Genomic DNA, 22,774 nt, shown 5'->3' with positions numbered 1-22,774 from the left:
GGAGCACAGAACTACGACACCGCGTGGTCGCGCAGAACTCTCCGCACCTGTTCAACCGTCGCCGGCCAAGGGCAGGTTTCCAACGGCGTATCCCGCCCGCCGACGATCAGCGGGCGACCCTGGTGGTATTCGACGGCGAAGCGGTCGTCCCCCAGGGCGGTGCGGACGGTGGTGGTAATGCGCTCGACGTCGGTGCGTTCGCCGCCGGGGAGGGGGGCGGCGGCGGAGCAGCGGGCTCCTTCGGCGGCGCCGAGGAGGCGAGCGGCGGTGGTGTAGTGGCCGGCGAGGGTTTGGGCGCCGGCCAGGCCTTCGAGGGCGAGGGCGACCGCCCGGATGTCGCCGGTCTCCATCGCGGCTTCCAGTCCGGCGGAGTGGAGTTCGTGCGCGGCGGCGGCGTCGCCGCGCAGGTCGGCGATGAAGCCCAGTTCGGCCAGGACGAGCGCGAGCCCGTTGTGCGCGCCGATATCGCGCAGCCAGTGCACCCAGCGGGTGAGGTGGGCTTGGGCGTCGTCGAGTTTGCCCTGCCTGCGCGCGCTCAGGGCCAGTCCGATCTCGGCGAATCCCTCACCGAGCCAGTTGGCGTGGCTGGCGGCCAGCCGCATCGAGCGGTTGTGCAACTCGTCGGCCACGTCGAATTCGCCTTGGAGCAACGCGATTCGCCCCAGCAGGGCGAGTTTGTGCGGTATCTCGGTCCACAGGCCGAGGTCTTCCACGATGCGCAGCCCTTCCCGGTGCAGGGTCCGCGCTTCGGTGTAGCGGCCTTCGATCTCGGCGAGCACGCCCAGCGCCTCGATGGCCTTGAGCCTGCCCCAGCGGTCGCCGATCTCGGCGAACATGGCCGCGCTCTCCTGGGCGCAGCGGCGCACCACGGCGAGTTCGCTGCGCCCGGTGCGCTGCGCGGCGCGGGTGCTGAGGCAGACCGCGATCCCCCACCGGTTCTCCAACGCCCGGAACGTCGCCAGGGCGTGTCCGACGCTCTCCTCGCTCTCCTCCAGCGCGCCGGTGTACCACTGCGCGTAGCCGAGCAACCATTCGCCGCGCGCGTATTCGAACAGTTCGGCGGAGGTCTCGTCGCCGGACAGTTCCACGGGCGGGAACCGGCGCGGATCGCCGTCGCCGATGAGCAGTTCGATCCCGGCCCGCCACAGCGCGGTGGTGGTGCGTTCGACCGGCCGCAGCTCCTCCCCCAGCTCGGCCAGGGCGGAGAGGTAGCGCAGCATCTCGGTCAACCGGCACCGCAGGAAGCCGTACCACAGGCTGGCGCTGACCAGCCGCATCGCCAGCCGGGCGTCCCGGCGGGCCAGCGCGAAATCGGACGCCTTGCGCAGGTTGGGCCCGTCGACGTCGAGTCGTTCGAGCTGGCGCAGCTGATCGGGTCCCAGCAGGGCAGGGCCCATCACCTCACCGAGGGCCGCGTAGTAGCGGGCGTGCCGGGCGCGCCATTCGGCGAGTTCGCCCATCGCCTCCAGCCGTTCCACGCAATAGGCGGAGATCGATTCGAGCAGCCGGTAGCGCGGCCCGTCGCGGCCCTCGTGCATGACGACCAGCGACTGATCCACCAGCCGGGCCAGCGCGGTCAGCACCTCGCAGGAGTCCCCGGCGTCGCCGAACAGCGCACCCACCGCGGCCAGCGAGCAGTCCTCGGCGTGAATCGCTATCCAGCACAACATGTCCCGCTCGGGTTCGGACAGCAGTTCCCAGCTCCAGTCGATGGCCGCGCGCAGCGAGCGGTGCCGGTCCGGCGCGTCGCGAAAGCCGCCGGAGAGCACCTGGAATCGCCGGTCGAGCTGCGCCAGCAGTTCCCGCACCCCGAAGACCCGCACCTTCGTCGCGGCGAGTTCCAGCGCCAGCGGCAGTCCGTCGAGTTTGCGGCAGACCGCGGTGATGTCGCGGCAGTTGGCGTCGTCGAACCGCAGGCCGGGCACGCGCGCGGCGAACAGCTGCGCCGCGCTGGACTCGACCAGCCGTTCGACACTGGCGGTCTCGGCGTCGGGCAGCGCCAGCGGCGCCACCGGGACGATCGTCTCGCCGCGCACGGCCAGCGGCGCGCGACTCGTCGCCAGGATGCGGCATTCGGTGCGTTCGGCGAGCACGGCCTCGACCAGCCGGGCGGCCGCCTCCACGACGTGTTCGCAGTTGTCCAGCACCAGCAGCGCCCGCCGCCCGCGCAGGAAGGCCACGATCCGGTCGATCGCGCCCACCCGCCCCGGCGGCTGGGAGCGCGCGCGGTATCCGGGCGGCGGCGCGTTGACGTCCACGCCCAGCACGCCCAGGATCGTGTCGGCGAGCGCGTCGGGACCGGGCGCGCGGTCCAGTCCGTCGAACTCGATGAACCACACGCCGTCGGCGAAACTGTCGACGAGTCCGCCCGCGATCGCCAGTGCCACCCGGGTCTTGCCGACACCGCCGGAGCCGATCAGCGTGACGAGCCGGTCGGACAGGACTTGCGCGGTGACCTCCTCGACCATCGCGTCGCGCCCGATCAGCGGATTCGGCGGTTCGGGCAGATTGTGCCCGGCCGAGAGCACCTCGCCCTCCGGCACTTCGGGCAGCAGGGCCGGGTCCTGGTCGAGGATGGCGCGGTGCAGGTCCACGATCTCGCGGCTGGGGTCAGCGCCCCTGGTCTCGGCCAGCAGCGCGCGCAGTTCGGCGAAGCTGTCCAGCGCGTCGGCGGCGCGACCGGCCCGGTAGAGCGCGCGCATCTGGATGGACCGCAGGTTCTCCCGGAGCGGATGCTCGCGCACCAGTTCGTTGATCTCGGCTACGAGCGAGCGGTGTTCGCCCAGTTCGAGCCGCAGTTCGGCCAGTTCGCTGCGCGCGGCGATCCTGGCCTCCTCCAACGTGTTCGCCGCTTCCCGGGAGAACGCGAGGTCGAGGAAGTCGGCGAAGGCGGGTCCACGCCACATCGCGAGGGCGTCGCGCAGCATGTTCACCCGCAATCTCGGATCGCTCGCGCGCTGGGCCCGTTCCACGAAGGCGAGGAACCGCACGGAATCCAAGCAGTACGGCTCGGCGCGGAAGAGGTAGCCGGTCGGCGTGGTGACGATGCAGTCCCGGCCGCCCGGCTCGGCGTCCTCGAGCGCGCGGCGGAGCTGGGACACCTTGGTGTGCAGGGAAGCGACCGGATTGGCGGGCGGGACGGCCGGCCACATGTCATCGATCAACCGGTCGACCGACAGCGGTTCCCCCGCGTTGGCCACCAGATCGGCGAGCAACGCGCGCACACGTGACTCCGGTATCGAGACGGCCACTCCAAGATCCGTAGCGACCTCGAGCGAGCCAAGGATCCCAAATCGCACGCGGCAAGGGTACCCAGGCAACACTGCGGAAAGTTGACCGAAAGTTCAACGGTTGGTTCGGAAGTGCGCCGTAAGCAGACCGGAAGCGCGATCCGACACAATTGATCCGAGTGATCTTCTCCGGCCTCGGCGGAAGCGATCCGTGCTGGTAGCGGCGAGTGCCGGGTCACCACGCGGCACCACGCCGCCCTGCCCGCAACGTCGCCGGCGCATCGTGAACGCAACGGCAGATCGAGACTTGCTGCCCTAGGGGGTACTCGTGCAGTTCAGCCTTCTCGGACCACTCGAAGTCCAGCACCAGGGGGTCGCGCTCCGCCTCGGGGGTGTGCGGCAGCGGACCACCCTCGCCTACCTCTTGCTCCATCCGAACACCGTTGTCCCGGCCAGCAGGCTCATGGACGCGCTGTGGCCCAACGAGTCGATGCCCACGTCGGCGCGCAAGATCCTGCACAACGCGGTGTGGGGCCTGCGCAACCTGCTGCCCGACGACAGCGCGACGCCGTTCGCCCTGACCAGTCGCCCGCCCGGCTACATCTTCGAGGTCGACACCGATCTCATCGACCTGCACCGCTTCTACCGGCTCGCCGCCCGCGGCCGCGCCGACGCCGCGGCGGGCGATCTGGACTCGGCCGCGGCGCGCCTGTGCGACGCGCTGTCGCTGTGGCGCGGGTCGGCGGTGTCCGACCTCACCGAGCACGGTGTCGACTGGCCGGAGCTGACCGCGGCCGAGGACGCGCGGATGTCGGTGGCGGAGGACTACTTCGACATCGAATTGGAGCGCGGCCATCACGTCGAGGTGATCGATCCGCTCAGCAAACTGGCCGAATCGGGGTTGCTGCGGGAGCGATCGTGCGGGCAGTTGATGCTCGCGCTCTACCGGAGCAGGCGGCCCTCCGACGCGCTCGGCGTCTATACCGACTGGCGCAATTCGCTCATCGAGAACTTCGGTCTCGAACCCGGGCCGGAACTCCAGCGGTTGCAGCAGTCGATCCTGCGCCAGAGCCCCTCGCTGCTGCCCAGCGCGGCCGTGGCGACCGACGAGGCGATTCTCGAGACGCCCGCCCCGGTGACGCCGATCAACGGCGGGCCGACCGACCGGGTGACCGTGCTGTTCCTCCAGGTCACCCAGCCCGCGCCCGCGCAGGGCGACCAGCCGGTGCTCGGCGACCGCTTCCACCCGACGATCTGCGGCACCATCTCCGCGCTCGGCGGCGTCGTGGTGGGCGCGATCGGCTCGACCACGATGACGGTGTTCCCGCGCGCCTGCGCGCCCCAGGACGTGGTGGCCGCCGCGCTGCACTTCCGCGGGTGGATCGCCGCCGCCGGGATGGGCAGCGAGGCGGTGACGCCGCGGTTCCGCGCGGCGGTGGTGACCGGTGCGGCGGCCCGGCGCATCCCGCGCACCTACGCGGAGCTGCGGCGCACCGCCGGGTACGGCGACCTGTTCGACGACTGTGAGCGCCTGCTGCTCGACGCGCCGGTCGACGCGGTGGCCGTCGGCGAGTGCGCGCGGCGCGAGACCGAACATCTGATCCGGTACGTACCGCACCCGTCCGGGCAGTGGCACGCCGCGGCCGTGCACACCGCGCCCGGCGCCGCGAGCGAACCGGAGGGCGACCCGGATCCGGATGTCCGCACGCTGCTGGGCCTGCGCGACCGGGTGCGCGAGCGACAGGTGTCGCACCTGGTGGCGGTGGTCGCGCCCGCCTCGGTGAACGCGCGCCGCGCCACGCGCGGGTTCCGGCACGCGATCCGCGCGCGGCGCGACAGCGAGCCGGTGCTCAGCGCCCGGTTCGGCGGTCCCGATCCGCTGGGCGTGCACCGCACGATGCTGGCGGGCCTGTGCGATCTCCGGGCCGGGGACGCGCCCGCCGACATCCGGGCCAAGCTCGCCGAGGTCGCGGGCCATCCGTTGCGCTCGCCGAGCACGGTGCACCAGATCGCCGAGGCGCTGTATCCGCTGGCGCGCTCGCTGCCGCTCGACCCGTTCCAGACGCGCGCCGCGCTCGCCGCGTGGCTCGAATTGCTCTGTGCCGAGGCCGGATTGCACCCGACCACCCTGGTGTTCGACGACGCGCACCTGGCCGATGAGACCAGCCTGGTGTTCCTGGAGACGCTGCTCGACAGCGCCGAGCACGCGCCGCTGCTGGTGGTCCTGTCCGGTGAGACCGCGCTGGTGCGTAGCGGTTTCGTGCGCATCGCGGGGACCAGGGAGTCCACGCTGCTCACCGCCGACAGCCGGTCGCCCCGGCGCTCGGCGAGCAGGCGGCTGCCCGAGAACCACCTCACGGCCGGCGCGGACCGATCCGCGACGGCCAGCGCCGCCAGCTGAACGGGCGGCGTCACCTTCATGGGAAAGGAATTCGACCCGATGATCGAACCACTGACGATCCGGCCGGAGGACGCGCGCTACCGCGGGCTGATCTCCGGTTCCAATACGCGGTGGGTGGGTTCGCCGGACTACGTGCGCGTGGTGTGGTCCACCGAGCAGGTCGTGGACGCGTTGCAGCACGCCGTCGACGAGGGCCTGCGCGTGGTGGTCCGCAGCGGCGGGCACTGCGACGAGGATTTCACGGCGAACGCCGAGGTCCGCGCGGTGATCGACGTCTCGGGCCTGGACGCGGTCTACTTCGACGCCGAGCGCGGTGCGTTCGCCGTCGAGTCCGGGGCGACGCTGGGCCGGATCTACTCGACGCTCTACAAGGGGTGGGGCGTGACCCTGCCGGGCGGCACCTGCCCCACGGTGGGCGCGGGCGGCCACGTCGCGGGCGGCGGATACGGCGCGCTGTCGCGGTCGCACGGGCTGATCGTGGACCACTTGTACGCCGTGGAGGTGGTGGTGGCCGACGCGGCGGGCAAGGTCTCGGCCGTGGTCGCGACCCGCGAGGCCGATGATCCGCACCGCGACCTGTGGTGGGCGCACACCGGCGCGGGCGGCGGCAACTTCGGCATCGTCACCAAGTACTGGTTCCGCTCACCGGACACGACCGGTCCCGACCCGTCGCGGCTGTTGCCCGCGCCGCCGAAAGAGCTTCTCGTGTCGGATATCTCGTGGGAGTGGGACTCCCTCGACGAGGCCGGCTTCGCCCGGTTGGTGGCCAACTTCGGCGCCTGGCACGAGCGGCATGCCGCGCCGGATTCGGCGCACCTGAGCCTGTACAGCCAGCTCAAGATCCAGCACCGGGTGGCCGGGTCGTTCCGGATGAGCACCCAGATCGACGCCGACGAACCGGATGCCGAGCGGACCCTCGACGCGTTCCTGGCCGAGGTCGCCGAAGGCACCGGCGCGCGCTACAGCGTGAACGATCGCAGCCGGGTGCCGTGGTTCTACGCGGCACGGGAGTGGTTCGGGTTCGTGGAAGCCGCGATCGCGCGCTGGAAGGTGAAGTCTGCCTACATGCGCCGGGCGCTGCCCGCCGCGCAGGTGGAGGGGTTGTACCGGCAGCTGACCCGAGAGGACTACGCGAATCCGTTCGCGATGGTCGCACTCGTGAGCTACGGCGGGCGGATCAACGCGGTGGCCTCCGACGCGACCGCTGCCGCGCAACGGGATTCGATCCTGAAGCTGATGTACGTGACGTTGTGGACCGATCCGGCCGAGGACGACGCGCACGACCGCTGGGTGCGCGAGTGCTACGCCGACGTGTACGCGGCGACCGGTGGGGTCCCCGTCCCCGGCACGGACACCGACGGCTGCTTCGTGAACTACGCGGACGCCGATGTGGCCGATCCGGCGTACAACACGTCGGACACGCCTTGGCACCGGCTCTATTTCAAGGACAACTACCCGGCCTTGCAGGCCGTGAAGGCGAAATGGGATCCGCGCGACGTGTTCTCGCACCGGTTGGCGATTCGGCCGGCGTAGCCGGTGGTTCCGGTGGTCACCGAGGTGGCCGCCGGAACCTCGAGGCCCGCACCACCCGGAGGTGGTGCGGGCCTTCGCCTGTGGTGGGCGCTAGAGCGCTGCGGCCGGCGCCGGGAAGTGACCGGACTCGATGAAGAACCGCACGTAGGTGGCGAACAGTTCCGGGGTGATGGGCGGGCACTCGATGCCGCTGCCCTCGATCGCCGCCAGGGTGTCGGACACGTCGATGGCCGGGTAGAACGCGCCGGTGTCGGCGATCATCGCTTGGAACGCGTCGAGCAGCGGGACGAGCGCGTTGTCGCCCGACGCGCCGATCGCCTCGGCCCACTCCGCGTGCTCGCGGTCGGCGATGGAGTAGCCCAGGGCGCGCAACCGGTCGACGAGTTCCGGCAGCGCGACCCGGGATGGGTTGTGCAGGTGGAACGTCCGGCCCGCGGCCTCCGGGCGGCCCGCCATCTCCACGATGGCGGCACTGACGAAGTCCACGGGGGCCAGGTGGAAGAACCCACCGGGCACCGCGGGCGCGGCCTGCGCCTGGACGATGCCCTTCAGCGTGAGCCACACGAAATCCCTTGTCTGGCAGGCGCCGTGGCGCTGGTCGCCGGAGATCACGTCCACCCGGTACACCGAGACCGGCAGGCCGCGATCGCGCGCCGCCTCGATGCGTTGTTCGGCCACCCATTTGGTGCGCAGATAGCCGCTGGGCAGCGCTTCGGCGGGTCCCGTCGGATCGTCCACCGCCAGCGCCCTGCCGTCCTCGGGCGCGCCGGCGAACACACCGACCGTCGAGACGTAGTGCACCGGTACGGTCCGGTGCCGAGCGGCCAAGCGCAGAATCTCTTCGGTACCGGCGACATTGGCGTCGCGCAGGCTTTCGTAGGGGCGCAGCCAGTGCACGGTGGCGCCCGCGTGGTAGACCACGTCGATCCGCCGCGCCAGTTCATCGAACTCGGTGTCGGACAGTCCGATTCGAGGTGCCGCCAGGTCGCCCGCCACGACGCGCACCCGGTCGCGGTCCACCTCGTCGGTCACCCGGTAGAAGTCCAGGTTCGCCAGCAGCCGCCGGGTCGCGTCGGCCTCGTCGGCGCCGCGCACCAGGCAGTGCACGGTGGCCGAGGTGGTCCGGATCAGATCGCGTAGCAGGAACGCGCCCAGGAATCCGGACGCCCCGGTGAGCAGGATGTGCTCGGGACCGGCGGCGACCTGGACGACGGTGTCGGCGGGCCGGATGTCGTCGGCCAGCAGCACTTCGGCGCGGTAGTCCACCGTGGTGGCGGCGCCCGAGCGGCCGTCGCGCCACTGGTCCAGCACGTGCGCCGCCAGCGCTTGCGGGGTCGGGTGGTCGAAGGCGACCGACGCGGACAGCCGCACGGCGAGCGCGCGCTGCAATCGGTTGCGGAACTCCACCGTGGCGAGGGAGTCGAAGCCGGATTCGCTGAACGGGCGCGCCGGGTCGAGCGCGTCGTCGCCGCGATGGCCCAGCACCGAAGCCGCCTCGCGCAGAACAGTTTCCAATACGAGGGCGTGCTGTTCGTCGGGGGTGCGGTCCGCGAGGAGATCGGCGAGCGCGGCAGGCGCCGCCGCGTTGCCCGCGCTCGCCCGCTGGGTCGGTAGCAGGCCGGACAGCAGTGTCGTCGGCCGCGCGCGGATGGCCGATACGTCCAGCGGCGTCGCGACCACGGCGGCCTCGCCGCCCGCGGCGAGCGCGTCGAACAGCGCGAGGCCGTCGTCCGCGGCGAGCGGCGGGAAGCCGCCGCGCGCGATCCGCTCCTTGTCCGCCGCGTCCAGGTGCCCGCTGATACCGCCCTCCTGTTCCCACAGACCCCAGGCGATCGAGGTCGCGGGCAGTCCGAGGCCCGCGCGATGGCCGGCGAGGGCGTCGAGGAACGCGTTGGCGGCGGCGTAGTTGCCCTGGCCCGGGCCGCCGATGGTGGCGGCGACGGAGGAGAACAGCACGAACGAGGTGAGGTCGCGGTCGCGGGTGAGGTCGTGCAGCAGCCAGGCCGCGTCGGCCTTGGGTCGCAGCACGGCCGCGAGCCGGTCCGGATCCAGGTCGGCGATCAGACCGTCGTCGGTCACGCCCGCGGTATGCACGATGCCGGTGATCGGATGCGCGGCAAGGACTTCCGCGAGCGAGTCCCGGTCGGCCACATCGGCGGCCGCGATATCGACCCGCGCGCCAGTCGCCGAGAGTTCGGCACGCAGCGCCGCCGCGCCCGGACTGTCCGTTCCCCGCCTGCTGACCAGCACGAGCCGCCGCACGCCGCGCTCGCCGACCAGGTGCCGGGCCAGCGCCGCGCCGAGCGATCCGGTGCCGCCGGTGATCAGCACGCACTCCTCGGGTCCCGCGTCCCTGGGCGTGGGCAGCGCGGCACGGGTCAGGCGCGGCACGAAGACGCGGCCCGCGCGCACCACGACCTGCGGCTCGCCCGCGCCCACCACCGCCGACAGCGCCTCCAGCGAGGCGGGCTCGTCGTCGAGGTCGGCGAGCACGATCCGATCCGGCCGTTCCGACTGGGCCGAACGGACCAGGCCCCACACCGCACCCGCCGCCACGTTCGCGGCATCGGGTCCGGCGGCGCGGCGGGTGAGCACGACAAGTGGTGCGGCGGTGCGCTCTTCGACCGCGCCCCACTGCTGGAGCAGGAGCAGCGCGCGGGTGGTGAGGTCGCGGGCGTCCGCCGCCGGGTCCGCGCGTTCGGCGTCGAGCGGGGCGAGGATCGCGTCGACGGGCTTGTCGGCGGTCGCGGCCTCGGCGAGGTCGGTGAACAGCGTCGGCTCGCCGATCTCGGGGACGGCGCCGGCGCCGCGCAGTACGCCCCAGCGAACGGGGCGGTCGGCGATCACGGCGGGCACCCAGTCGACCCGGAACACCATGTCCGCCAGGGACGGTCGGGGTGCGTTGATGGCGACCGGTGCGCCGAAGGTTACGCCGCCGATCGTGGCGACGGGCGCGCCCGCGCGATCGGCCAGGAACAAGGTTGTCCTGCCGTCGTCGTCGCGCTCGACCAGCACTCGCAGCGCCGCCGCACCGGTCGAAAGCAGTCGTACTTCACGGAATTCGGTCGGGGTGCCCTCCCCCGCCGCCGCGAGCGCCACGTCGAGCAGCGCGGGATGCAGCCGGTACGCCGGGGAATCAGCCGAAATATCTTCGGGCAGTTCTACTTCGGCGAACTGTCCGCCCGGCGGCGGCCACTGCGTGAGGTCGAACCCCGGTTCGCCGATGCGCAGGCGCACGGAGCCGCGCGCGTGCAGCGTCCACGGACCCGCCGATCCGCCGGGCCGGGAGTGGATCGACACCTCGCGCTCCCCCGTCTCCGACGCCGCGCCCACGCGCGCCTGGATGTGCAAGTCGGCGCGGGCGGGCAGGGTGAGCGGGGCGAGGACGGTCAGCACGGAGAGCTCGGTGCACCCGAGTTCGTCACCGGCCCGGATGGCCAGTTCCACCAGCACACCGGGCGCGACGGCTGTTCCGGTGACGAGCCCGCGATGCCGCCTGGTCAGCCGTCCGGTGACAACCACCCCCGCGCCGTCGGCCAGATCGACCGCGACGTCGAGGACGGGGTGCCCCACCGAGGGGCCGAGCCCGCTCACTGTGGTGACGCTGTCGCCCGCCCAGTGCCTGGATCGCTGGAACGCGTAGGTGGGCAGAGTGATTCGCCTCGCGCCGGTGCCCTCGAAGACCTTGTCCCAGGCCACGGGGATGCCGTGGTTGTGCATGGCGGCCACGCTGGACACCACAGTGGCCGCGTCGCCCGCGGTGCGGCGCAGCACCGGGATGGAGACGTGCGCGCGATCCTGCAACGTGTCGTCGGTGAGCGCGCTGAGGATGGCGTCGGGGCCGATCTCGACGAACTTGGTGACGCCCGCGTCGGCGAGGGCGCGCACGCCGTCGGCGAAGCGCACCGTGTCGCGGATGTGGCGCACCCAGTAGCCGGGGTCGGCGTGGGCGTCGGGTGCCGCGACCGCGCCGGTCACGTTGGACACGAGGGGGATTCGCGCGCGCTTCAGGTCTATGCGGCCGGCGACGGAGCGGAAGTTGTCGAGGATGGGGTCCATGTGGTGGGAGTGGAACGCGTGGCTCACGGCGAGGCGCCGGGTGCGCAGTCCGCGCGCGTTCAAGACGCCGGCCAGCGTGTCGAGTTCCTCGATGCCGCCCGACAGCACGATCGCGCCGGGCGCGTTGACGGCGGCCACGTTCACGCCGTCGGGCAGGTCGGCGCGCACCTCCTCCTCGTCCGCGCGCACGGCGAGCATGCCGCCGCGCGGCAGCGTGCTCATCAGGCGGGCCCGCGCCGCCACCAGCGCCGCCGCGTCGGGGAGCGTCAGCACGCCCGCCACCTGCGCGGCGACGATCTCGCCGACCGAGTGGCCCGCCACGAAATCGGGTCGCACGCCCCATGATTCGAGCAGACGGGCCAGCGCGATCTCGACGGCGAACAGAGCGGGCTGGGTGATCGCGGTGTCGTCGAGGCGGTCGCCCGATTCGATGGTGTCGCGCAGCGGCCGGTCCAGCAGCGGCGCCAAGTGTTCGTGCGCTTCGTCGAAGGCTGCGGCGTAGACCGGGAAGCGCCGGTACAGCTCGATCCCCATGCCCGCACGCTGGGCGCCCTGGCCGGTGAACAGGAACGCCGTCTTGCCCGCAGTGGTCGTGACCGGTTCGCTCTCCGCCAGCGCGGCGAGGAGTTCGGCGTGATCGGTGCCGACCACGGCCACGCGGTGGTCCAGCGCGGCGCGGGTGGTCGCCAGGGAGTAAGCGATGTCGAGGGGGCGCAGATCGGGTGCGGAGGCGGCGAATTCGCGCAGCCGCTCCGCTTGGGCGCGGGCCGCGTCGCGGGTCTTGCCCGACACCAGCCACGGCACCGCGGGCAGCGTCACCGTCACCGGATCCGGTGGCGCCGGCGCGGGTTCGGGCGCCTGTTCGAGGATGACGTGGGCGTTGGTGCCGCTCACACCGAACGATGACACCGCCGCCCTACGCGGCTCACCCGTCCGTGGCCATTCCCTTGCCTCGGTGAGCAATTCGATCGACCCGGACGACCAGTCGATGTGCGGGTTCGGGGCTTCCGCGTGCAAGGTCTTGGGCAGCACGCCGCGCCGGAGGGCTTCGATCATCTTGATCACGCCGCCGATGCCGGCCGCCGCGACCGAGTGGCCGATATTGGATTTCAGGGACCCCAGGTACAGCGGCCGGCCTTCGGGACGCTCCCGCCCATACGTCGCCTGCAACGCCCCCACCTCGATCGGATCACCCAACCGCGTCCCCGTCCCATGACCCTCCACCACATCAACACCACCACCCGACAACCGCGCATCCACCAACGCAGCCCGAACAACACCCTCCTGCGCCCGACCCGACGGCGCCGTCAAACCATTCGACGCACCATCCTGATTCACCGCAGAACCCCGCAACACCCCCAACACCTCACGACCCGCAGCCACCGCATCCGACAACCGCTCCAACACCACCAAACCCACACCCTCCGACCACCCCGTACCACCCGCACCCGCACCGTAAGAACGGCACCGACCATCGGGGGAAAGTCCGCGCTGGCGCGAGAACTCGATGTATCCGCCCGGGTGCCCGTACACCGTGACACCGCCCGCCACGGCGCGATCACATTCGCCGCGCCGCAGCGACTGCGCGGCCAGGTGCAGCGCGACCAGCGACGACGAACACGCCGTATCCACCGTGATCGCCGGGCCTTCCAACCCGAAGGTGTAGGCGAGGCGGCCCGAGACCACGCTCGAGAGTTTGCCGGTCATCGAATAGCCCTCGAGTTCCGGTGGCGCGGCGAGGTCGAGGTAGGTCTGTTCGCCCGCCCCGACGAAGACGCCGGTCCGACTGCCGCGCAACGCCGCCGGATCGAGTCCCGCGGCCTCGAACAACTCCCACGCCGTCTCCAGCAGCACCCGCTGCTGGGGGTCCATGCCCAGCGCTTCGCGCGGCGAGATGCCGAAGAGCGCTGCGTCGAAATCGGTGGCGTGGTCGATGAATCCGCCGTGCCGGGTGGTCGAGGTGCCGACGTGCTCGGGGTCGGGATCGTAGAGTGCGTCCACGTCCCAGCCGCGATCGGCGGGCCACTCCGAGATCGCGTCGACACCGTTCTCGACCAGATCCCACAGCGCGGCAGCGGAATTCACGCCGCCGGGGTAACGGCAGGCCGTCGCCACCACCGCGATCGACTCGGGCGCATCGGATTCCAGTTCGGCGATGCGCTGGCGCGCCTTGCTCAACTCGGCGGTGGTCCAGCGCAGGTAGTCGACGAGCTTCTTGTCTTCGGACATTGCGGGTGTCCCCTTCTTCTGCTCAGGCGTGGTCGTCGCCGACGCGGCCGAGTTCGTCGTCGATGAAACTCAGCAGTTCCGCGGTCGAGGCCGATCGCAGACTCGATTCGGCGGACTCGGGCGGCGCCGCCCGACCGTCCGACCAGCGCGACAGCAGGCCGCGCAGCCGGTCGGCGATCCGGTCGCGGTCCGGGCCGTCCACCGTGCCCGCGAGTTGCTCGAGCCGGTCCAGTTCGGCCCACAGGGTCTCGGACGGGGCGGGCGGGCGCAGCGCGTCGAGCACGAACTCGGCGAGCGCGTTCAGCGTCGGCCGGTCGAACACGACGGTGGCGGGCAGGGTGGCGCCCGTCGCCGCCGCCAGACGGTCGCGCAGTTGCACGGCGGTCATGGAGTCGAAGCCGAGGTCCTGGAACTGGCGTTCGGCGTCGATGCCCGCCGGATCGGCGATGCCGAGGACGGCCGCGACCTGGGTGCGGGCCAGGTCGACGACCTCCGCGTGGCGGCGGTCGGGGTCGAGTTCGGCCAGGCGACCGGCGAATTCGGCCGCGGCGTCGGCCGCCACGGCGGTCGGGCGGTGCACCACCACGGGGCGCGTGTCGGACGAGGTGTCACCGGTCTCGTCCAAGGGCACCGCGTGGAACTCGACCGCATTCGCGGTGAGTACCGGGTTGCCCGCGGGGTCCGTCAGCCGCACGGCTACCGCGTCGCCGTCGAGGGGACGCACACCGGCCTGGATGCTGTCGGCTCCGGTGGCGTGCAGCCGGACTCCGCGCCACACCGTCGGTGCGACCACGGTGTGACCGTCGAGCCTGCCGGGCAACGCGGCGTCGAGCAGTAGCGGATGCAGTACGAAACCGGTTGGCTCCGAATCTGTTTCCGGTGCCAGGCGGTGAGTGACCGTCGAGACGGTGGCGAAGTCCGCAGCGCTCGGCGTGTTGCCGCCGCTGGCGAGTGCGCCGGTCGCCGCTGTCGCCCAGTCCGCGCCGTTGAGCCGGGCGCGCACTTCCACCTTGCGCAGCCCCGCGTCGTCGGCGGGGTGCGCGACGATCTGCATTTCGAGGTGGCGTGTATCCGGAATCAGCAGGGGGCGGGCCAATTCCAAGTGGTCGACGGTGTCGGCGCCGACCTCGTCACCGGCTCGCAGCACCGCTTCGACCAGCACCGCCGCCGGTACCAAGGTGCCGCCTTCGACGGTGTGCGCGGCGAGCCAGGGCTGGGCGGCGGGGTCGAGGGTGCCGCTGAGCAGGCTGGTGTCGGGCAGGTGCAGCACGCCGGTGAGCACCGGATGCGCGACCGGATCGAACCCGCCGCCGGTGACGGCCGCGGCCGTAGGCTGGAGCCAATACCGTTGCCGCTGGAAGGCATACGTCGGCAGTTTCACCTTCTTCGCGCCGGTCCCGGCGTAGAAGGCCGCCCAGTCGATGTCGGCGCCGAGGCAGTGCAGCCGCGCGAGACCGTCGATCAGGTGCTCGGCTTGTCCCGCTACGGCGTCGTCGGTGTCCCGGTTCCGCCGCTGCAACGCGACGGCCGGGGTGTCGGTCAGGGTGGCCAGCAGCGGGGTGAGGACCGCGTCGGGGCCGACTTCGGCGATCGCCGCGAGCCCGAATCCGGTGAGAGTGCTCGCGGCGTCGGCGAATCGGACGGCCTTGCGGATCTGGCGTACCCAGTATCCGGCGTCGACAGCTTCGAGGGATTCGCCGGTCAGGGTCGACACCCATGGCAGCGAGGGCGGTGCGTAAGTCACGGATTCGGCGGCAGCGCGGAACTCCTCGAGCATGGGCTCCATCAGGACGGAATGGAATGCGTGCGAGACCGTCAATCGCTTGTGCCGCACATCCAGTCGTGCCACGAGCTGATCGACGGCGTCGGCCGGACCCGAGATCACCACGGACTCCGGCCCGTTCACCGCCGCTATCGAGACCCCGGCGGCCGCTGGGGCGGAACCGTTGCCGTTCGGGTGGCCGTCGGCGGCGAGTTCGGTGAGGAGTTGTTCGACCCGCTCTTCGGACGCGGTGACGGCCACCATGGCCCCGCCTTCGGGGAGCGCCTGCATGAGTTTGCCTCGCGCCACAACGAGTTTCGCCGCGTCGGCGACCGACAGCACCCCCGCCACCACCGCCGCCGCGAACTCACCGACCGAGTGCCCGGCGACCACGCGGGGCCGGACGCCCCACGACTCGAGCAGGCGCCACTGCGCCACCTCGATCGCGAAGAGAGCGGGCTGGGCCAGACCGGTCCCGTCCAGTCCTTCGCCCGAGGCGATCGCCTCGCGCAGCGAACCGCCGAGCAGCGGGTCGATCACCGAGGCGACCTCGTCGAGTGCTTCGGCGAAGACCGGGAAGCGTTCGGCCAGACCGAGTCCCATGCCGATACGCTGGGCGCCCTGCCCGGTGAACACCAGGCCCAGACCGCCCGAACGGGCCGCGACGGGACCGAAGGCCACTTCGTTGGTAGCTGATTCGGCGGAGCCGTCGTGCGTCGGATCAGTTTGTCCGCCGATGGTTTCGGGCCAGAGCACCGCGCGCTGTTCGAAGGCGGTGCGGGTGGTCGCCAAGGAGTAGGCGATATCGAGCGGGCGGAGTTCCGGGGAGCCAGCGATGTGGTCCCGCAGTTTCTCGATCTGTCCCGCAACGGCTTCCGTGGTCTTTCCGGAGACGAGCCAGGGGACGACGGGGAGATGGACTGTGGGTTCGGGTTCCGGTTCGGGCTCGATCACCGGGGCTTGTTCGAGGATGACGTGGGCGTTGGTGCCGCCGAATCCGAAGGACGACACCGCCGCCCGGCGGGGTTCCCCTGTTTCCGGCCACTCCCGCGCCTCCGACAGCAATTCGATAGTCCCCGACGACCAATCCACCTCCGTCGAAGGCTCCTCCGCATAAAGCGACTTCGGCAGCACTCCCCGCCGCATCGCCTCCAACATCTTGATCACACCACCCACACCCGCAGCAGCCTGCGCATGACCGATATTCGACTTCAACGAACCCAAATACAACGGCCGACCCTCCGGACGCTCCCGCCCATACGTCGCCTGCAACGCCCCCACCTCGATCGGATCACCCAACCGCGTCCCCGTCCCATGACCCTCCACCACATCAACACCACCACCCGACAACCGCGCATCCACCAACGCAGCCCGCACAACACCCTCCTGCGCCCGACCCGACGGCGCCGTCAAACCATTCGACGCACCATCCTGATTCACCGCAGAACCCCGCAACACCCCCAACACCTCACGACCCCCAGCCACCGCATCCGACAACCGCTCCAACACCACCAAACCCACACCCTCCGACCACCCCGTACCACCCGCACCCGCACCGTAAGAACGGCACCGACCATCCACAGACAACCCACCCAACCGCGAAAACTCCACAAACGCCTGCGGCGTCGACATCACCGTCACACCACCCGCCAACGCCACATCACACTCACCCCGACGCAACGACTGCGCCGCCAAATGCAACGCCACCAACGACGACGAACACGCCGTATCCACCGCAATCGCCGGACCCTCCAACCCCAACACATACGCCAACCGCCCCACCGCAATACTCCCCGCACTCCCCGCAAACAAATACCCCTCCAAATCCCCACCCACACCAGCACGCGAACCATAATCCGAATACATCACCCCCGCAAAAACACCCGCCCGCGACCCACGCAACACCCCCGGCACCACACCCGCCGACTCCAACGCCTCCCACCCCACCTCCAACAACAACCGCTGCTGCGGATCCACCGCCAACGCCTCCCGCGGCGACAAACCAAAAAACCCCGCATCAAACAAATCCGCCCCATACAAAAACCCACCCTCCCGCACATACGACATCCCCACACCCCCACCAAACAACCCACCCAAATCCCACCCACGATTCACCGGAAAACCACCCACCACATCCAAACCACCCTCAACCACACCCCACAAACCACCACCATCAACCACCCCACCCGGAAAACGACAACCCACACCCACCACCGCAACAGGCTCGTCCGGTTCGGACGCCACCCTCGTGATGGCGACCGCCGGCGCGCGCTTCTCGGCGCCGGCCAGATCGTCGGAGAGCCGCGCGGCCAGCGCGGCCGGCGTCGGGTGATCGAAGACCAGCGTGGCGGGCAACCGCACCCCGGTGGCTTCACCGAGTTTGTTACGGAGTTCGACCGCGGTGAGCGAGTCGAATCCCATTTCCTGGAACTGTCTTTCGGCGTCGACCGCACCGGAATCGCTGTGCCCCAGCACCGTCGCGGCGGTGCCGCGCACGAGATCGAGCAGCGCGGCCGCGCGCTCGGTGGCGGAGAGGCGCGCCAGCCGCGCCGCGAGTCCGCTCTCGGTGCGCCGCCTGGTACGCGCCGGTGCGAACCGGCGCAGCACCGCGGGCACTCGGGCGTCCGGGCTGCGCAGCGCGTCGGTGTCGAGTCCGGTCGCGGCCAGCACCGCGTGGTCGAGGCCGATCGCGTCGTCCAGGGCGCGCAGGCCCGCCTCGGTGGAGAGCGGGCGCACGCCGATGCGGCGGATGCGGTCGCGGTCCACGGCACTCATCTCGTCGGTGAGGCCGGTGCTCTCCTCCCACAGTCCCCACGCGATCGACAGCGCGTGCAGCCCTGCGGACCGGCGATGCTCGGCCAACGCGTCCAGGAAGGTGTTGGCGGCGGCGTAGTTGGCCTGCCCGGCCGTGCCGACCAGACCGGCCAGCGACGAGAACAGCACGAACGCACCGAGATCCAGCGCGCGGGTGGCCTCGTGCAACGCCCATGCCGCGTCCACCTTCGGTCGCAGCACAGTGTGCAGCTGCTCGGTGGTCAGCGAGGCGAGGACGCCGTCGGCGAGCACACCGGCGGTGTGCACGACGGCGGACACCGGATGCTCGGCCAAGACGGCGGTGAGCGCGTCCCGGTCGGTCACATCGCAGGCGACCAGCGCGACCTCGGCACCGAGTTCGCTCAGCGCGTCTCGCAATTCGACGGCGCCGGGCGCGTCGGCGCCGCGCCTGCTCAGCAGCACCAGCTGTCGCGCTCCGTGCGCGGTGACGAGGTGCTTGGCGGTGGCCGCGCCGAGCGTGCCGGTGCCGCCGGTGATCAGCACGGCGCCGGTGGTCCATGGATTGCGCTGGGCAGCAGCGGTTTTCCGGACGCGCGCCAGGCGCGGCACGTGCAGTGCGCCGCCGCGGATCGCGAGCTGCGGTTCGCCGGTGGCCAGTGCGGCATCGAGGCTGTCCCAGGATCGGAGGTCGCCGTCGACATCGATCAGGGTGAACCGGTCGGGCTGTTCGGTGAGCGCCGAACGGATCAGGCCCCAGACGCCGGCGTGGGCCAGGTTGTCCGCGCCGGGGCCCGCCGCTGATTCGGTGGCGACCACGAGTCGCGTGTCCCGGAAACGCTCGTCGGTGAGGACGGTCCGCGCGGCGTTCAGCGCGTCCTCGATCACCGCGTGCGCGGCGTCGGGTGTCGGCTCGTCGGAGCGGGAGGCGCGGGGTGTGAAGAGGATGACGGGATGGGTGCCGGTCACGGCCCCCAGATCGGCGTACCGCGTCGGCACGCCGGGCACGTCGTCACCGATGGCCGCCCAGGTACTGCGATCGGAGGGCACGGCCGGGGAACGGATTTCGTCCCACTGCGGCACGAACAGCGTGTCGTCGGCGGTGGCCGCCGCAGCCTGCGGGCGCAGCGCCAGGGAAGTCACGGTGACTACGGGTGTGCCGAGTTCATCGGTGAGCGCCATCCGGACGGCGTCGGCGCCGGCCGGGGCGAGGTGCGCGCGCAGGGCGGTAGCCGCCGCGCGCGGAACGGTCACGCCCGACCACGAGAACGGCAGCAGCGCGGGACGATCGGGGTCGGCGATGCCGGGGACGAGCGGATGCGAGGCCGCGTCGAGCAACGCCGGGTGCAGCGTGAATCCCGATGCGCCGGAAGAGGTCTCCGAATCATCCTCGGGCAGCGTGAGTTCGGCGTAGTAGTCGTCTCCGCGCCGCCAGAGTGCGCGCAGACCGCGGAACAGCGGGCCGTACCCGTAGCCGTGGTCGGCCGCGTTGTCGTAGGCGTCGTCCAAGGCGATCTCGGTGGCGCCCGCTGGCGGCCACTGCTCGAGCGCATCCGCCTCGGCGGCGTCGTCGCCGGGAGCGAGCGATCCGGTGGCGTGCGTGCGCCAGTCGCGCTCGCCGTCGGGCCGGGACTGGATGTCGAGCCGTCGCACGCCCTCGTCATCGGCCGCGCCCACATTCACGCGGACGGTGACCGGCCGATCGGTGAGTTCCAGCGCGCCCGCGATGGTGAATTCCTCGACCCGGTACAGTTCGGGCTCCACGGCGCCCGCCGCGCGGAAGGCGAGTTCCAGCAGCAGCGTTCCCGGCACGATGGTGGATGCACCGATCGTGTGCTGGGTGAGCCAGGGCTGCGTGGCGGGGTCGAGGGTGCCGGTGAGGACCGTGGTGTCGGCGTCGGACACGTGGAGCGCACCGGTGAGGACCGGATGATCGATCGGGTCCAGACCGCCGCCGGTGGTGGTCCGGGTGCTCGGGTGGAGCCAATACCGTTGCCGCTGGAAGGCGTACGTCGGCAGTTTCACCTTCTTCGCGCCGGTCCCGGCGTAGAAGGCCGCCCAGTCGATGTCGGCGCCGAGGCAGTGCAGCCGCGCGAGACCGTCGATCAGGCTCTCGGATTGGCCGGTGACGGAGTCGCCACTGTTCTCGGCGTCGACGTTCCGGTTGCGCGCCTGCAAGGCGACGGCGGGGGTCTGCGTGAGACCGTCGAGCAGCGGGGTGAGGATCGCATCGGGGCCGACTTCGGCGATCGCCGCCAAGCCCAGCTCATCGAGAGTACTTGCGGCGTCGGCGAATCGGACGGCCTGGCGGATCTGGCGCACCCAGTATCCGGCGTCGACGGTGTCGATCTGGGCACCGGTGAGGGTAGACACCCATGGCAGGGAGGGCCGTGCGTAGGTCACGGATTCGGCGACCGCCCGGAACTCCTCGAGCATGGGCTCCATCAGCGCCGAATGGAACGCGTGGCTGACGGTGAGCCGCTTGTGCCGCACGTCCAGCGCCGCGACAACCCGGTCGACGGCGTCGGCCGGACCCGAGATCACCACGGACTCCGGCCCGTTCACCGCCGCTATCGAGACCCCACCGACTGTCGCCGGGGCGGAGTCGTTTCCGTTCGAGAGAACACCGGCCGCGGGACCGGCGAGGTGATCGGCCGCGGGACCGGCTGACTGATCGGCCGCGCGTTCGGCGGCGAGTTCGGTGAGGAGTTGTTCGACCCGCTCTTCGGACGCGGTGACGGCCACCATGGCCCCGCCTTCGGGGAGCGCCTGCATGAGTTTGCCTCGCGCCACAACGAGTTTCGCCGCGTCGGCGACCGACAGCACCCCCGCCACCACCGCCGCCGCGAACTCACCGACCGAGTGCCCGGCGACCACGCGGGGCCGGACGCCCCACGACTCGAGCAGGCGCCACTGCGCCACCTCGATCGCGAAGAGAGCGGGCTGGGCCAGACCGGTCCCGTCCAGTCCTTCGCCCGAGGCGATCGCCTCGCGCAGCGAACCGCCGAGCAGCGGGTCGATCACCGAGGCGACCTCGTCGAGTGCTTCGGCGAAGACCGGGAAGCGTTCGGCCAGACCGAGTCCCATGCCGATACGCTGGGCGCCCTGCCCGGTGAACACCAGGCCGAGGCCTTCACCGCCCGCCGTCACGGGACCGAAGTCGGCGTCGGAAGTGGCCGTGCCGGGCCAGGTCAGGGCACGGTGTTCGAACACCGTGCGGGTGGTCACCAGGGAGTAGGCGATATCCAGCGGGCGGGCCGGCGAGTGCGCGGCGAATTCCCGCAGTTTGGCCAGTTGCGCTTCGGCCGCTTCGGCGGTCTTCCCGGAGACGAGCCAGGGGACGACCGGAAGCACCACCGTCGGCTCCGACTCGGGTTCACGCTCGACTTCAGGGGCCTGCTCCAGAATCACATGAGCATTCGTTCCGCCGAATCCGAAGGACGACACCGCCGCCCGGCGGGGTTCCCCTGTTTCCGGCCACTCCCGCGCCTCCGACAGCAATTCGATAGTCCCCGACGACCAATCCACCTCCGTCGAAGGCTCCTCCGCATAAAGCGACTTCGGCAGCACTCCCCGCCGCATCGCCTCCAACATCTTGATCACACCACCCACACCCGCAGCAGCCTGCGCATGACCGATATTCGACTTCAACGAACCCAAATACAACGGCCGGCCTTCGGGACGCTCCCGCCCATACGTCGCCTGCAACGCCCCCACCTCGATCGGATCACCCAACCGCGTCCCCGTCCCATGACCCTCCACCACATCAACACCACCACCCGACAACCGCGCATCCACCAACGCAGCCCGCACAACACCCTCCTGCGCCCGACCCGACGGCGCCGTCAAACCATTCGACGCACCATCCTGATTCACCGCAGAACCCCGCAACACCCCCAACACCTCACGACCCCCAGCCACCGCATCCGACAACCGCTCCAACACCACCAAACCCACACCCTCCGACCACCCCGTACCACCCGCACCCGCACCGTAAGAACGGCACCGACCATCCACAGACAACCCACCCAACCGCGAAAACTCCACAAACGCCTGCGGCGTCGACATCACCGTCACACCACCCGCCAACGCCACATCACACTCACCCCGACGCAACGACTGCGCCGCCAAATGCAACGCCACCAACGACGACGAACACGCCGTATCCACCGCAATCGCCGGACCCTCCAACCCCAACACATACGCCAACCGCCCCACCGCAATACTCCCCGCACTCCCCGCAAACAAATACCCCTCCAAATCCCCACCCACACCAGCACGCGAACCATAATCCGAATACATCACCCCCGCAAAAACACCCGCCCGCGACCCACGCAACACCCCCGGCACCACACCCGCCGACTCCAACGCCTCCCACCCCACCTCCAACAACAACCGCTGCTGCGGATCCACCGCCAACGCCTCCCGCGGCGACAAACCAAAAAACCCCGCATCAAACAAATCCGCCCCATACAAAAACCCACCCTCCCGCACATACGACATCCCCACACCCCCACCAAACAACCCACCCAAATCCCACCCACGATTCACCGGAAAACCACCCACCACATCCAAACCACCCTCAACCACACCCCACAAACCACCACCATCAACCACCCCACCCGGAAAACGACAACCCACACCCACCACCGCAACAGGCTCCCGCATCGATTCCTCCACCTCGGCCAATTGCTTACGGGCCTGGTGGGTTTCGGCGATCGCCCGCTTGAGGTATTCGCGCAGCTTGTCCTGATCGGCCATGGGTCCATCACCTTTCACAAAACACGG

5 protein-coding genes are annotated in these 22,774 nt (G+C 70.8%); 2 read left to right on the top strand and 3 right to left on the bottom strand.

Annotated features, from left to right (window positions below; translation table 11 throughout):
* Positions 1-11: 11 nt before the first annotated feature.
* Entirely contained in the window at positions 12-3,251 is a 3,240-nt protein-coding gene (locus OHB21_RS21480) for a BTAD domain-containing putative transcriptional regulator (RefSeq protein ID WP_198161920.1), read from the bottom strand.
* A 307-nt stretch (positions 3,252-3,558) separates the two neighbouring features.
* Between OHB21_RS21480 and OHB21_RS21475 the strand changes: the two genes are divergently transcribed.
* Positions 3,559-5,631 (top strand): BTAD domain-containing putative transcriptional regulator, encoded by a 2,073-nt coding sequence (locus OHB21_RS21475; RefSeq protein ID WP_067514188.1) that lies wholly within the window; start codon positions 3,559-3,561, stop codon positions 5,629-5,631.
* A gap of 39 nt (positions 5,632-5,670) precedes the next feature.
* Positions 5,671-7,164 (top strand): FAD-binding oxidoreductase, encoded by a 1,494-nt coding sequence (locus OHB21_RS21470; protein ID WP_228791598.1) that lies wholly within the window; start codon positions 5,671-5,673, stop codon positions 7,162-7,164.
* 90 nt (positions 7,165-7,254) lie between these two features.
* On the opposite strand, the gene OHB21_RS21465 is transcribed toward OHB21_RS21470, so the two are convergent.
* A complete protein-coding gene (locus OHB21_RS21465) occupies positions 7,255-13,452 on the bottom strand; it encodes a type I polyketide synthase (protein ID WP_195126065.1) in 6,198 nt (2,065 codons plus the stop codon).
* 22 nt (positions 13,453-13,474) lie between these two features.
* On the bottom strand, positions 13,475-22,747 hold the full coding sequence (locus OHB21_RS21460; protein WP_407674998.1) for a type I polyketide synthase: 9,273 nt from the start codon (positions 22,745-22,747) through the stop codon (positions 13,475-13,477).
* Positions 22,748-22,774 lie beyond the last annotated feature (27 nt).

The organism is Nocardia puris (assembly GCF_036051655.1).
GTDB lineage: Bacteria > Actinomycetota > Actinomycetes > Mycobacteriales > Mycobacteriaceae > Nocardia > Nocardia puris.
This window is presented reverse-complemented; position numbering and strand designations above follow the sequence as displayed.

Bases quoted from the DNA above. Each gene is read 5' to 3' on its own strand.
- OHB21_RS21460 (WP_407674998.1), bottom strand. From the start codon at position 22,747: ATGGCCGATCAGGACAAGCTGCGCGAATACCTCAAGCGGGCGATCGCC.
- OHB21_RS21465 (WP_195126065.1), bottom strand. From the start codon at position 13,452: ATGTCCGAAGACAAGAAGCTCGTCGACTACCTGCGCTGGACCACCGCC.
- OHB21_RS21470 (WP_228791598.1), top strand. From the start codon at position 5,671: ATGATCGAACCACTGACGATCCGGCCGGAGGACGCGCGCTACCGCGGG.